Here is a 12100-nt window from a genome sequence, read left to right as displayed (position 1 = left end):
GATGAGCGCTCTATGCGCCTGGAAGTTACTCGGGCTACCAAACCCGATCACTGATGAGCAGTGACGAGTCGAAGCCTAGCCGCGAGATCAGGCGCAAACAAGCGGTCAGGATTTTCTAGGAAATTTCACTCAAGGGAAAGAGAGAACTCTTGCCGGGCGCTGAAATTGCCGGCTCCAGTGAGAGACCGTGAGCACCACTGACCCTGTGTTCGATCCTGGTGGTTGAAAGGTACCGTTGATGGCCGGCGGCTTTCGAGCCAAGGTGGGCGTTGGCAGTCATGAGGAGGATGCAGAAAATTCAAACGCAGCCATTACAAAGGCGCGTTCCAATTGAAGCCACACACCTCCTGTCTGTCGAAATCATTGCGCTAGAACACATCATGATCGATCTATTCATCGCTCATCTGGAGTTCCCGGGCCCTCTGGACATCCGAAGATGTTTGGCTAATCCGCGATAATCCGGCTCTCGTCATAACCCATCCGGCCACCGCCATGCTGAATGAGCAGGTTTAGGCCTTTGCCCTGTACTGAAGCTTCGACGTTCATATAGATCGGCGTCATTAACAAACCGGCCATGTCATCGACGTCCAGGGTCCGTACCAGCCTCCCAGACTTGATCTCGACCTCCTTGATCGTCTTCATCGTGATGAAGGGCACTTGGTACGTTTCTGCAGGGGCCTGAATGCCGTAGACGCCCAGGAACATTCGATCCTTGGTATGGGACCACATCGGGATTTCGACGCTGCCTTCCAGCAACTGTTTGCTCTCGTCGGTATTATCCAGGTGTCCCACCTGTTGCAGGTTGATCGGCAAGGTCCGCTTCCCGTCGTTCCAGGTACCGCTCGCGCCTTGGTCAGTCACCGTCAGTGTAATGGGGCATTTTTTGCCAGGCTCTTCGCAAAGCGCCAGCTGGTTTTCAGCCTGTTGCTCACCATGCAGGGCAATCGGGATGCGGTGCTCATCATAGTAATAACTGCCATCGACCTTCCCGGGCTTACCTTGCTGCAACCACACATATGTCTGCAGCGACATATGCACCGAATGACTGCCCAGGGTGCCGGTGTAGTTGCGGACCTCGTACCATCCAGCCCAGCTTGGCAATGGCAGACAGGTCAGAAGGAGGAGCGACAGTGAGGTGATTTTTTTCATGGGGGGCATTCAGTCCGAGTGTCCATACGAGGCGCCGGTAGTTTAACCCGATCGCTGGTGGCTGTTTCGATTAGGCGCGGAGGATGCTGAAGCAGATATCGCCGTCACCCTCTCAGTGACGGAATCGCATTCATGTTAAAGTGCCATCTTTCTGTCGATTAAGTACGCCCGCATGGATGCCTCGTTTCACCGCTTCAGCTGTTTTCCTTTGCTCACCCTCACCCTGGCGCTTTCAGGATGCCAAGCCCTAGGAGTCGCATCGTCCTCACTGCCGGTAACCCCGTCAGGGCTAGAGGTGTTCAACGCTCTTCTGAACGAGACCCCAGAGCCGAGCTCAATCGTGCGAGAAGGGGATCGGGTCAGTTATTTCGTGCGCACCCCTCCGGGACGGGAGCACCGCTATCTGGCGAGCTTCGATACTGATTGCAGTAAACCTACTGTAGAAATGGCATTTCGTACTGCCAGGGGCATGGCGCCGTTCTCTGATGGTCCAAGCGTGCCCCCCGAGGAGTTGGGACAACTTCCTGCAGAACAAAAAAAGCAGTACCTGCAGAGCACGCAATTCAAACAAGTCTGTGCTCAGACAGCACCACCCGACTGGCGCGCTGTCGCAACACCTGACCATCAGGACTGGCAACTGATCGATCGCGCCGGCCTGAAGGTAAAGGGCGATGAGGTCACCTTCTGGAGCGCCCGAGTCCCGGTCAGCGAGATGCTGACGCCCGACAAAGAAGCCTTGTATAGCCAGTCACGCCATCGGTGGACGGCCAACTGTTCACTGCAACAGCTCACCCCCTTGAGTGCCTTCTACCTCGACCCGCGAAGCGACGTCATTGGTGGACAGATACTGGCAAAACCTGTCGCCAAGGGCCTGAGCAGTCTGGACGCCGATGAGCGCCAACTGCTTCAGTTGGCATGCGGAAAACCGCAGTCGCTGGACCAGTGCGCGCATTATGAGGGGCGTGAGCAATCACCCTTTAAATTGCCTGAACCGGTGATCGCGCCTTCTATCGTGAAGGCCATTGAGGCATTGAATATGCCCAGGCCGGAGAAGGGCATCCAGCATCTGCAACTGGTGTTCAACGACTTGACTGAGGCAAACCGACCAGGGCTATATGGCTTGGGACGTTTGGGGAGCGATACAAGCTACCCGTCGAGCGAGGCGGGCGCGCTGTTGGTCGAGCGCGGCCAAGGCTCGCTGAACCAGGAGGTTAAAGTCAGTTTCCGAGGTCTGATTACCCTGGGCAAAAGTCACTCCAACACTTCTGCCAGTGGGCTCTCTGTCAAAGAGCGTTCACCTGCCACTGACCTCAAATTCGAGGGTGATTGGGCGACGATGCCGGTCGGGGCGCAACTGCGATATACCCTGGAAATACCGTTCGTCTTCGACGAAGAACTTAAGATACCCAAGGACTACGGCTTCACGTGCAACGTTGAATCACAGCGTCCTGCCAGCGCCTATTACCCGAGCCTGACGGGCAACGCCAAGGTACTCAATTGCACCGGCCGGGACTACGACTGGGGGCAAGGCGTTGCGACTTACACCTATCTGGAGGCGTATGGACTGTTTGTGCCAGTCGAGTATGTCGCGAGCAGCCCGTCCAAGTGGTACGGAAAGTGGACGATCAAGGCGGTGGAGTAAAACCACCTGGAGCGGGAAGCCTGGCTTCCCGTTCCCGCTCTACATGGAACGCCATCAGCGACTTGGAAGCTCAGGCACGAAATGGACCCTTCAACATCACGCCGAGAGCTTCTCATGGTGTCTACCCGCTACTGGATCAACGCAGCGTTTTTTCTTCTGGTCAGTTCACTCTGCTTGGGCGGTAGTGCAATCGTGCAAGCTGACGACACTGTGACTACCCTCAAGCAGGGCCAAGTCTTCACTGATATGAAAGCGCTTGAGGTATTCCTGGCCCCTGACGGTGGTTCGGTGAGTGGAAGCACCACCGGCGAGCTGGCGGGAATAGGTGAAGTGCAGGCCATCAGCATCAGTCACACGGAGCCTTTGATGAGCCTTCAAATAGCCTTGCTGGCCCACGACGCCAATGGCTCCCTGCGGGTCATCGCTCAGACCATGGCCGTCGCAAGTGGCTACATTGAGGCCGCCATCCGTATTGAGCGGGGCAGCCTGTTCATCGATCTGGATGCGATAAAGGGCGCCTGGGGAGGCTACCAGTTCAAGCAGCAAGCGGATGGGAGGCTTCGCCTTATTGGTATCAAGCTCCACCGCGCGAGTGACAGCGGCGAGCCGGATCATGATCTCGTCGCGGTGGTCGACACGGACTTCAATCTGGTCACGGGCAAGATGCTGTTCAAGCGAGAAGGGGACCCGCGCCCGCTCAAGGCCCAAGTCCATGGTCCCGCCTGTTACCTCGAGGATTTCGATTTCGACTTCTATGCCTGCTCGGCGACCATGAAGACCTCTGATGGAGTCGCTGCAGAAGATTTGATGAATACGCCGTGAGAACGTTTGCCCGCGTAGTGATTGGATTTCTTTGCTCAGTGCCTTTTGACCACTGATTTGCTCCGCTTAACAGGAAGGTTCAGACATGCTGCATGCGGTTACGAAAAATAAATCTCGGTTGTATGAGCGATACCTCGGGCATCGAGAGATCGGCGAAAAAAGGGTTTCTGAGGAAGACGAAATCACCGCTCTGATCATGGGGCCGTTAGCTTTTCTGCCGCCCTATGCAATTGGACTGTTTTGGAAGGCACTGCTCAAAGACGTGCCATCCGAGAGATTTCCCGACGAAGCCGTGACTAATGCCGAGATGACGTTCTGGCCTCGAGAGAAGTGGACTCGAATTGAACCGGACTTGCGCGTTGATCTGTGGTGGGGAGGCAGAAAGCTGACGTTGCTTATCGAGTTCAAATGGCGCGCTCCCCTTAGTGGCTGCGACCAGTTGCATCGGCAATGGAACGAATTTCTTTCGGACGAGGATCGTCAACGAGCGCTTCACCTGTTCATTGCTCCGGACACAAGCGCCGCTATCGCGGCAAAAGAGCGGGACGATATCTGGGATGGCCGGTTAGTCTCGCATTCGTGGTTGGACGTGTTGAACGTCATGCAAAACGGTCTCAGCGACCCTGAACATATCGCTCTCAGTCGCTGGCGGGACGAGGTGATCAGTTGTTTTCAAAAACTGTCGATTCGCCCGCTCCGAGGCTTTGCAAAGATACCGCTTCCCCACAGGCTCCCTGAAGGTGGAGAGGTCTTCTGGAAGGGCTTCAACGGTTTTGTGAAGTTGGCACCTCCTAAATCCTCTCAAAGGATTGTGAGCGTCTCTGAACCTGTCTTTTTCAAATCATAAGGAGTCGATTTTGACTGATATCGGTGAAGCAATTAGCGAGGGGATTTCCTTCATTTCGAGCGTCGGCGCTGAGTGTGGTGCTCTGACTTCGATGGTGAAGCAGGAGTTGAACGGCTTGCTGGGCAACGGCGAGTTTCGTCAACAGGTGAAAGCGGGTGGATCGTGGATTGATAAGTTCGAAAAGGATTCAGGGGGGTGGGTTCAGACTGCTAGCGCTCACTCATTGCCGATCATCATGCAGCGAAAGCGCAGCGTCGGGGCTTACCTATTTTTCCAGATCAGCATAGGGGGCAACGGTATTGAGGCCCAGGCTAATAAGCAGCCGCTTGTGCACATTGGGCTCTGGCCGTTGCCGGTAGATTTCAGCGACTACTGGATGGGGTTTCCGCTGTTCGACTCGGATGAGCCCGAACCGGAGTTGGAGGGCGGGGTAGTGTTCAGGTGGCCCGCCGAGGGAGGGCAATGGGGGGAGTGGACATACAGCCTACGCCTGGCGGAGATCAATACGATTCATGATATCCGTGAAAAGATTGTGGCGCCCGTGAAAGCACTGCTACAGGGTAAGCGACTGCCAGAGGTCTTCCCGCCTAATGTCCGAGGTATCGTCCATTACGTTGCGCTTGAGGAAGAGCGTGGCCAGTACCGTATCCTTCCGCAGGATTGACACCAACAACGACTCGTTTGGAATCGAGGTATGCAAAGTATGGATTGCCCAGGTTGATCTTTCCGGGCTGGCCGGGCCTGAAGAGCAAGCCATTAAGCTTATCGAAGATGCATTGGGAAAACACGAACAGGGCGAGAAGTTGGATTATGACTGAAGTGCGGTCGCGAGCGCATAACAGTTGATGGCGAGGGTGTTGGAGAACAACGACAACAGAGCGTGGTTGATGGGCTGCTCAATCAGCTATCCCGAATAGGGAGGCGCTTGCGGCATTTCACTAGCGGTTTGAAAAAGCGGCTGGTGAGGATACCTACGCCACAATGGTCGCAGTAGAAGCCGTCAACCAGCTGTTTTATCGGGCGTGAGCCCCTGCTGCGGTCGTTCAAAGAGTTGTCAGCGGCGACGCCCTCACGGAAAGAACCCGGCTTCCGTTACTATTCCCTGGGTGCGCGTATCGCACCCAAACCCTTTATGACAGGAAAACATGGATGTATTTGTCTGCGCTCAAGGTCCAGAATTTTCGGCAGTTCGGAGCCGACCGGCAGGGGCTGGTGATTCAGTTCAACAAAGGCGTCACGGCCCTCGTAGGAGAGAACGATGCGGGCAAGTCTTCCGTCATCGATGCGTTGCGACTAGTGCTGCAGACCCGGGACGGTGAGTATGTGCGTTTGCAGCCAGACGACTTTCATATCCCTGAAGATCGCCGTCAGGCTCATCAGATCAAGATCGTAGCGAAGTTCTCTGACCTTTCGACTGCCGAACAGGGTGCGCTATCGGAGTACGTCACATTCGCCGGCCAACAACCCGTTGTGTACATTCACTGGACTGCGCGTCGACTCAACGACGACCAGCTAGCCCGTCGCTGGGTTGATATTGCGGTTCGCAGTGGTCATGACGGGGGAGGGCCAAGCCTGGACGCCAACGTGCGACAGTTGCTGGCAGCAGCCTACCTGCGACCTCTGCGCGATGCTGAGCGTGAGATGTCTCCAGGTCGTGGGTCTCGTTTGTCCCAAGTGCTTAAGAACTTTCCTGACATTAAGAACGGGGCTGATTTTGATGGTACCCAACCTCTTGATGACTTGGATACGGCCACGCTGAGCCTGGCGGGCTTGGCAGAGTATCTGCGGCACTTGGTTAACCTGCACGAGGGGGTGAAGAAAGCTCAGGGCACGATCAATGAAAACTACCTCTCCCACCTGGCGCTGGAAGGAGATGATCTGTACAGCCGAATCAACTTTGCAGAGGGAGGTTCGGAGTCAGCTCGCTTGCGCCAGATCCTCGAACGCCTGGAGCTCGGCTTGCTGGATCAGCAGTCCGGCGATGCGCGTGGGGCCTACGGGCTCGGTTCCAACAACCTGTTGTTCATGGCTTGCGAGTTACTGCTGCTAGGCAGGGAACTTGACGGGCTTCCCTTGCTATTGATCGAGGAGCCTGAGGCGCACTTGCATCCCCAACGGCAGCTGCGGCTGATGGAGTTTCTAGAGGCAGCTGCCAAACCGGTAGAGATCGATCGACAAAGGCCCGTGCAGGTTATCCTGACGACCCACAGTCCCAACCTGAGCTCCAAGATAGCACTGAACAATCTAGTGCTCATGCATCGGCATAAAGCCTATTCGCTCAGTGAGCAGCACACCAAGCTTGATGCCACCGATTACCGATTTCTGGCTCGCTTCCTGGATGTCACGAAGGCCAACCTCTTCTTTGCGCGAGGCGTGGTCATCGTTGAGGGCGATGGAGAGGCAATCTTGCTGCCTGCTCTGGCAAAAATCATGGATAGGGATTTCACCAGGCATGGCGTTTCAGTCGTGAATGTGGGCGGCACTGGCCTAGGTCGATACTCCCGAATTCTGCAAAGGGCTAAGCCGGAGAACGGAACGCTGAATCTCCCCGTCGCTCGGATCGCGGACATGGATGTGATGCCTGACTGTGCTCCGGCGATTTTGGGGTTGGTAGACGATGATGATGATCCCAGGTGGAACGGTAAACATCGTCGCTGGAAGGCTATGAGGCATTTCGGTGATGACGAGGGTAGTCGTAACAAATCCTTGTCGGATCGTCGAGTAAAACTCAAAGCTGATGATGCCCAGAACGTTGAGACGTTCGTCGCTGATCATTGGACGCTTGAATACGACTTAGCATTCGCGGGCCTTGCAAAGCAGCTCCTAGTGGCTGCCAGGCTCGCCGAAAATGATGACGTGCTGAATCAGGAGAAGAAAAAACATGAAGAGGTCATCCGGGAGGCAGAAACGGAGTTTGGACAGCTTTCCCAGTCTAGTGAAACCCTAGCGCATCTTTGTTCACACATTTACAGCCTGTTCACCACCAAGAAGGCGTCCAAAGCCATCACAGCTCAGTATCTGGTCGACGTATTGGATAATGACCTGCAGCGCAAGGTGCTAAGCCGGGAGCAGATAGTGGACAGTTTGCCTGGGTATCTAAAAGAGGCAATCACCTACGCAACCACGCGGCTGGAACTGCTTCAAGAGCCTGCTGGGGACGTGCCATGACCGCGTTTCGAGATCTGGTGTCAGAAATCACCGAGGAAGACATTACCTGGATCGCGGAGCTCATGAAACTGAAAGACCTTGACGCGCCTCGAATGGCGTTTTTGCGATCGCGTGAGACCCTGGATATCTCGGCCTGCCCGGGGAGCGGCAAAACGACGATGGTTGTAGCGAAGCTGGCTATTCTCGCACGCAAGTGGACGAGTAGAACCCAGGGTATCTGTGTCCTCTCCCATACGAACGTTGCTCGTCAAGAGATCGAACAACGGCTTGGGAATACAGAGGTCGGGAGGCGGCTTCTGAGCTACCCGCACTATATTGATACCATCCATGGTTTTGTCAGTCGATTTCTCGCAACGCCATGGCTGCTCTCTGCTGGTTACCGGTTCACGGCCATCGATGACGAGCTCACGCATCGCATGCGCTTCAATTGCATGGCGACAGATGACCGATGGTGGTTGCGAAATTATTTCGCCCGCTGTGAGTTTGATGCAGCAAAGCTCCGGCTTGGAAGTGCTGATTTTTCCAATCCTTTAGTGGAGGCTAAGTTCCCAAGCGGGGCAGATACTCGCAGTTATAAAATAATGGCAGCAGCGATGGGAGAAGCGGCAAAGCGAGGCTATTTTTGCTATGACGAGATCTTCGTTCTGGGCAAGGCCCAACTCGCCGAAAGGCCGGGCGTAGGGGGGGCACTCAGGCACCGTTTCCCTTGCGTGCTCGTTGATGAAATGCAGGACACCTCGGCTCGGCAAAACGAATACCTGAACACGATTTTCCCCCGGGAGGATATTGACCTCTGCGTGACGAGGGTTGGTGATCCCAACCAGGCCATTTTCGATTCTGATGCCGAATCCGTAGGCAGCGATTTTCCAGATGTTGCCAAATCGGCCGACATCGCCAGCAGCTTCCGATTCGACGAGTCGATAGCGTCTCTCGCTGACCCCTTTGCGTTTTATCCCGTCGCGCAAGGCCTTCGAGGTCTGCGCGCAAGGACGGATAATAAAAAGTCATTTCATACGATTTTCGTTTTCCCCGATGGAGACTGCGGTGGGGTGCTTGATGCCTATGGTCGATACGTACTTGAGCACCTTCCTGTCGATGTGCTTCAAAGCGCGACGATTACGGCATTGGGCTTTACGCATCAGGATATCGACCCGACGGATCAAGACCCAGCGCATTACCCGAAAACTGTGGCGCATTACTGGAATAATTACGACCGCAACGCGAGCCGCTCGGGTTACAAGCCCCCGACATTCTTGGAGCGACTGCGTCTGGCCAGGCGTCACCTATCAAAGGGAGAGACTGCACATCAGGCTGTGGAGGAGCTAGCTCGTGCCTTGATCCATCTGGTGAACCTCTCTGATCCACTTATGAGGATCAAAGCTGGAGCACGACAACACGTCCAAATCCAACAGCTTTTTATTGATCCAGACGATCTGGAGCGATATCAGCAACTGGTGGTGGAGGTTTTGTTCAGTTCCGACTTGATCAGCCGGCCTCGTTGGAAGGTATTAGGACGTCGCTTCTCATCTCTTGCGAAGGTGCTTGCGGGTACCAGCGATCTATCCGAAGCCGGTACGGACTACCTAGGCTGGATTGAAGACGTTCAAGAGGTTGTCCAAGACGAAGCCGTAGCGCCCGCCCTGAATACTTTTCGATGTGAGCACGAGCAAAGGATGGTCGACATCAAGCTCGGTTCCATTCATTCGGCCAAGGGCCAAACACATACCGCGACACTGGTGCTTGAAACCTATAGCTACAACCACTTCCTCAACAGTCTGATGCCCTGGATGCTAGGGCAACAGTGCCATGGCGGGCGGTCTGTGAAGATTCGGCAGAGGAAGCGTTTGCTGGCGATGTATGTCGCTATGACGAGGCCGACACACCTACTGTGTTTGGCGATCAGCAGGCGATCACTAGGGGAGGGGGAGGCGTTTGAGCAGAATCGCCAGATGTTGATCGACCAAGGTTGGAACGTTCAGCAGATTGCACCAAGGAGTGCGATCGATCGCCGTGATTCTGTCGTATGAAACTAACTCTGGATTGACGGGGAGTGCTAGAAAACTGGATTGGCACAAGAGTCACATCGAGTCGAGAATTGAAATTTATGATGGCAGACGCCGAATATTCACTGAGTAGGAGCCGCATTCAATTGAAACGCTTGCCGCGAAAACCGCTAAAGTTTGATCCCCTAGAGTTATTCACTGCGATTGCCAGAGATAGTGATTACAAAATTTGGGCCTCCGACGACCATGCTGACTTTCTAGCCAAGGTTGGCGCCTCTCTAAAAGCTGCTGTAGATGATCAACGCCTTCTTCATGGAAAGCGAATTGAGGCTTTATTTGCACATGTTGCGGGTGCGCTCGGACAGTGTGCGATGGTGAAACAGGAGGATAGCGGCGCAATTTTTTCTGCTGGGAAAAACATCCAGGCGCCGGACTATTCCCTCGTTCTTAAAGACGGTTCTAGGTTTATGGTTGAGGTGAAAAACTGCCATCATGGTAACCCCAAGGATAGCTATATTTTTAGGCGTGATTATGTTGAGCGGCTAGAGAACTATGCTGCGCTTCAGGGGGCTACTATAAAGTTTGCTATGTATTTCTCTAGGGTTAACAGGTGGGCATTACTTTCAAGGTCTTCGTTAACCGCGCACAAAAACAAATTTACAATTAACCTCCTGGAAGCATTTGCGAGAAGTGAAATGATAGCGCTTGGTGATCGCATGATCGGAACCACGCCTAATCTTTCAATTGAACTTGTGGCCAGCAAGGATAAGGGCTCTTTTCTTGCCGAGGATGGAGATGCAAATTTCACTGTTGGTGATGTTAGAATATTCTGCGCAGACAACGAAATTCACGACTCCAAAGACAAATCTATTGCATTTTATTTGATTAGATTTGGACGCTGGATGGCAGGGAATCCAGAAGCAAATATGAATGGAGATAGAGTGATCTCTATTAGATACGATTTTTGCCCATGTGGTGAATGGGATAAGGAAGCAGGATTTGCAATCGTGGGGGAATTCAGCTCTATGGTGAGCAGCGCCTACCATGAGCTGACTGTATATGAGCAGAAAGTAGTTGCTCTGGACGCTAAAGTCGATCCCGAGTTGTTTTCGGTCGATATTGAAGACGGTTACTCTGGCAAAAACCTTCCTCTGTGGCAATTTGCTATTCAGCCTAATCCTGACTTCAAGGCTGGTTAGTAATAAATAGGGGGCGCGCGCCCTGCTTTATACCAATGCCTTTACTTTGCGTGCTCCTCTTTTTAATGCCGAGTCACTCTTAGAGCTTAGGTGAGTCGGATTATCATTTATGGTCAAAGGTGCGTAAAAAACATCCGTTATTTTTAAGTCTGCGTTACTATGTGGTAAGTGAGCAGCAAACACGCCTTCCGAACTAAAAAATTAAGGGCGATGGTGTTCGCCTATTTTGATCTGACCCCGAAAAGTTGGACGCCTTCTATGCCCGCCGTGCTTGGGCCCTGTATTCCACAGGGCTCAGCCCCCTTAGTTTCAGCCTGATTCGCGAATGATTGTAGTAGTGTATGTAGTCCTCCAGCCCTACTTCAAGCTCATCAAGACTAATGCATCCTCCTTTTGAGGGGTTAAGGATGCACCATGACTTTCCGGGACTGAATACCTAACCTTTCAGGACCAAGCCGGTGAGGGGAACCTTCCACTGTAAAAAGGATTGTCCGCATTCGAGAATCAGCCAGGCAACGCCATCGTAGGCCTCACAGAATTTATTGAATCCTTCTTGCGCGCCAGGGTTGGTTTTTCCATAAATGGTGTACTGCGGAAATTCGATCCTGATCTCGCGATGATTCTTTTGGTTCTGGACTGAGCCCGTTACTGAAATCGGACTACTGTCCATTACATTTTCTGCAATTGCATTGGTGGCTACGATAAAAGCATCCAGGTTGTCATAGCGCTTAACGATGATCGGGACCAAGCTTGCATCCCGGTTCTCAACGACACCTATACCGATATAGCTGTTGTCCGATTTAGGTACATAGATCTCCAGGCCGTCACATTTGATCTGGTAGGACACCCCATCCACATTACTGATACCGATCGCAAGTGTCCGTTCCCAGCCTATATCGATCAAACCTATTGATTCACCGAGCTTGAGCTCGCGAAGCTCTTCTTTGTAGGCCAGCACCAGAAGTGCATAGCCCAGCCTGTCACCTTTCTCGATCAAGCAGAAGGCCTGGCCGCGCTTGGCGACAGGGTTATCGGGTGTAGCTTGCAGGCAGCGCTCAAACAACTTGAGCGCTGCATCGTAGTCACCGTAAAAACGCTTCAATTCGCCTTTGTGCGAAAGCGCTTGAGGCTGGCCTGGTTTAAGAATCAGGACGCGCTCAACATGTTCGAGTGATCGACTGAAACATCCCAGTTTGAAGAGACAAACAGCCAGATTTAGGTGCGCATCATCAAGGTTAGGGTCAGCTTTGATGGTTTTTTCGAAAAAATC

General features: G+C 53.5%; 10 protein-coding genes and 1 pseudogene. 8 read left to right on the top strand and 3 right to left on the bottom strand.

Going from position 1 to position 12100, the window contains the following annotated elements:
* Nucleotides 1-444: 444 nt before the first annotated feature.
* Nucleotides 445-1149 (bottom strand): hypothetical protein, encoded by a 705-nt coding sequence (locus tag M5C01_RS32485; protein ID WP_152742401.1) that lies wholly within the window; start codon nucleotides 1147-1149, stop codon nucleotides 445-447.
* A gap of 295 nt (nucleotides 1150-1444) precedes the next feature.
* Here M5C01_RS32485 and M5C01_RS32480 point away from each other — a divergent pair, with 295 nt between their 5' ends.
* From M5C01_RS32480 to M5C01_RS32445, 8 genes are all read left to right on the top strand, one after another.
* The gene (locus tag M5C01_RS32480) at nucleotides 1445-2791 is read left to right on the top strand and encodes a hypothetical protein (RefSeq protein WP_152742402.1); all 1347 of its coding nucleotides are present in this window, start codon (nucleotides 1445-1447) and stop codon (nucleotides 2789-2791) included.
* Between the two features lie 114 nt (nucleotides 2792-2905).
* Nucleotides 2906-3613 (top strand): hypothetical protein, encoded by a 708-nt coding sequence (locus M5C01_RS32475; RefSeq protein WP_152742403.1) that lies wholly within the window; start codon nucleotides 2906-2908, stop codon nucleotides 3611-3613.
* A gap of 85 nt (nucleotides 3614-3698) precedes the next feature.
* A complete protein-coding gene (locus M5C01_RS32470; RefSeq protein WP_152742404.1) occupies nucleotides 3699-4460 on the top strand; it encodes a hypothetical protein in 762 nt (253 codons plus the stop codon).
* Nucleotides 4461-4470: 10 nt separating this feature from the next.
* Nucleotides 4471-5124, top strand: a complete 654-nt coding sequence (locus M5C01_RS32465; protein WP_152742405.1) for a hypothetical protein — start codon at nucleotides 4471-4473, stop codon at nucleotides 5122-5124.
* Nucleotides 5093-5278, top strand: coding sequence for a hypothetical protein (locus tag M5C01_RS32460; protein WP_152742406.1), 186 nt, complete (start codon nucleotides 5093-5095; stop codon nucleotides 5276-5278). Before M5C01_RS32465 ends, M5C01_RS32460 begins: the two co-directional genes overlap by 32 nt.
* A gap of 331 nt (nucleotides 5279-5609) precedes the next feature.
* Complete coding sequence (locus M5C01_RS32455; protein ID WP_152742407.1) at nucleotides 5610-7628, top strand: AAA family ATPase; 2019 nt, start codon at nucleotides 5610-5612, stop codon at nucleotides 7626-7628.
* Complete coding sequence (locus M5C01_RS32450) at nucleotides 7625-9655, top strand: UvrD-helicase domain-containing protein (RefSeq protein ID WP_152742408.1); 2031 nt, start codon at nucleotides 7625-7627, stop codon at nucleotides 9653-9655. The genes M5C01_RS32455 and M5C01_RS32450 overlap by 4 nt, the downstream gene beginning before the upstream one ends.
* Before the next feature lie 68 nt (nucleotides 9656-9723).
* Entirely contained in the window at nucleotides 9724-10830 is a 1107-nt protein-coding gene (locus tag M5C01_RS32445) for a hypothetical protein (RefSeq protein WP_152742409.1), read from the top strand.
* Between the two features lie 256 nt (nucleotides 10831-11086).
* Here M5C01_RS32445 and M5C01_RS32440 read toward each other — a convergent pair.
* A pseudogene (locus M5C01_RS32440) lies at nucleotides 11087-11209 on the bottom strand (IS3 family transposase); the annotation flags it as partial.
* Nucleotides 11210-11266: 57 nt separating this feature from the next.
* The coding region (locus M5C01_RS32435) for a tetratricopeptide repeat protein (RefSeq protein WP_248764461.1) at nucleotides 11267-12100 on the bottom strand (834 nt) is incomplete at its 5' end.

The sequence above is a fragment of the Pseudomonas sp. MWU12-2319 genome (assembly GCF_023242525.1).
In the GTDB taxonomy this organism is placed as follows: domain Bacteria; phylum Pseudomonadota; class Gammaproteobacteria; order Pseudomonadales; family Pseudomonadaceae; genus Aquipseudomonas; species Aquipseudomonas gingeri_D.
The sequence above is the reverse complement of the archived record's forward strand: the minus strand, read 5'-3'. Positions and strand labels throughout refer to the sequence as shown.

What these genes read in the sequence shown, in the direction of transcription:
- M5C01_RS32475 (WP_152742403.1), top strand. Translation starts at nt 2,906, where the DNA reads ATGGTGTCTACCCGCTACTGGATCAACGCAGCGTTTTTTCTTCTGGTC.
- M5C01_RS32485 (WP_152742401.1), bottom strand. Translation starts at nt 1,149, where the DNA reads ATGAAAAAAATCACCTCACTGTCGCTCCTCCTTCTGACCTGTCTGCCA.
- M5C01_RS32455 (WP_152742407.1), top strand. Translation starts at nt 5,610, where the DNA reads ATGTATTTGTCTGCGCTCAAGGTCCAGAATTTTCGGCAGTTCGGAGCC.
- M5C01_RS32470 (WP_152742404.1), top strand. Translation starts at nt 3,699, where the DNA reads ATGCTGCATGCGGTTACGAAAAATAAATCTCGGTTGTATGAGCGATAC.
- M5C01_RS32450 (WP_152742408.1), top strand. Translation starts at nt 7,625, where the DNA reads ATGACCGCGTTTCGAGATCTGGTGTCAGAAATCACCGAGGAAGACATT.